This is a genomic window from Alcanivorax sp. HI0083 (assembly GCF_001635175.1).
Genome location: NZ_LWFX01000532.1, coordinates 1 through 732 on the forward strand (window position 1 = coordinate 1; position 732 = coordinate 732).

Below are 732 nucleotides of genomic sequence, written 5' to 3' on the forward strand. Positions count from 1 at the left end.
TAAAGGTGTTGATTGAGCAGATGCGGGAGCAGATCCAGAATATCGAATAACACTTCCAGCCAACGACTCGCCACAAAAAAGCCGGCATTGCGCCCACTGCTGTCCCACAGTTGAGGGACAAATGAAAAAGCCTGAACCGAACTGGTTACAATGATTCTGCGAGGAAAACATTGTGATCAGGGAGGTTCAGGCTTTGTCACATCATAACACCGCCTTTCACCAACTGCTCAAACCGGTTTCGAGACATGATTTTGAGAGGCTGGCCAAAGAGCATCATCACGGGCAAAAACTGAGATCCGCCACGCGCTGGGATCAATTCATTGGCATGGCCATGTCTCAGCTTTCCGGCCGTCAGAGCCTGAGCGATATCCAGTCGAACCTGGAGAGCCAAAAGCATAAGCTTTTCCACCTTGGCGCCAAACCCGTTGCCCGTTCTACCTTGGCAAGGCTCAATGAGAAGCAGCCGGCGGAGCTCTACGAAGCGCTGTTCTACAAGCTGCTCCAGCGCTGCAGAAATAGCCCCAGCTCCCATAAGTTCCGCTTCAAGAACCCTCTCTACTCACTGGATGCGAGTGCCATCAACCTGTCCCTCAAGCTGTTTCCCTGGGCTGCCCACCGGCCGGATACCTGCAACGTGAAGCTGAGTGTCGGACTCAACCATGGCACCCATGTGCCAGAACGCTATGGGGGACATCCATGGCGATGGCGAGCATCTGCTTGTCTTTGTCGGCA

General features: G+C 53.7%; 1 protein-coding gene. It reads left to right on the forward strand.

Going from position 1 to position 732, the window contains the following annotated elements:
* Positions 1–193 precede the first annotated feature (193 nt).
* Positions 194–732: DUF4372 domain-containing protein (locus A3754_RS25975; RefSeq protein ID WP_156496827.1), on the forward strand; the 539-nt coding region annotated here is incomplete at its 3' end.